This window comes from Corynebacterium sp. KPL2734 (assembly GCF_040225595.1).
Taxonomy (GTDB): Bacteria; Actinomycetota; Actinomycetes; order Mycobacteriales; family Mycobacteriaceae; genus Corynebacterium; species Corynebacterium rhinophilum.
Genome location: NZ_JBEHFO010000055.1, coordinates 1 through 713, shown reverse-complemented (window position 1 = coordinate 713; position 713 = coordinate 1). Strand labels below are relative to the sequence as shown.

The window sequence follows — 713 nt, the reverse complement described above, 5'->3', positions numbered from 1 at the left end:
TAGCCGTCTTTGTTAACACCGGTAGCGATAAGCACGCTGGTTTTAACGACACGTCCGCCTTCGCGGACTTTCATGGTCAACGCGTCACAGGACAAGTAGTAATACGGTCCTGAATCCAGAGGGCGGGCTCTAAAGTCAGCGACCATCTCGTCGAGTTCTTTGGCCATGTCAGACACTTGTGATTTCGACAGATTGTTAATACCCAGCGTGGCCACCACATCATTCATGCGTCTAGTGGAGACCCCTTTGAGATAACACGTGGCTATCACGGTAGTCAGGGCTCGTTCGGTGCGTGTGCGCCTTTCTAAGAGCCAGTCGGGAAAGAATGCGCCGTGACGTAGTTTCGGGATAGCAACATCAATGCTGCCTACTCTGGTGTCTAAGGAGCGGTGACGGTAGCCATTGCGGGTATTAGTCCGTTGTGGAGATACCGTGGCGTAATCAGCGCCGCAGACCGTGTCAGCCTGAGCTGAAAGTATCTGGTTAATGAAGTCTGTCAGCATCTGGCGCATCAAGTCTGGGGAGGCTTGGGTGAGCAATTCTTCCAGATACGCAGTGGGATCGATATGATGGGGGTTAGCGGCCATCGCGGTTATATTCCTTTCGAGGATAGGTTGAAGTTGATTCGAAAGGTACCCGTGATGGTCGCCTTATTGTGCACCGGCACGAGGCTTACCACGGGTTACAGATACACCACACTAGCGGACGCAACC

At 52.9% G+C, this 713-nt stretch carries 1 protein-coding gene; it reads right to left on the bottom strand.

The genetic code is table 11. The annotated features are described in order from the left end of the window. Positions 1–587, bottom strand: a 587-nt coding sequence (locus ABRP88_RS11400; protein ID WP_349837262.1) for a transposase, incomplete at its 3' end; no start/stop codon positions are given. Between the last annotated feature and the right edge of the window lie 126 nt (positions 588–713).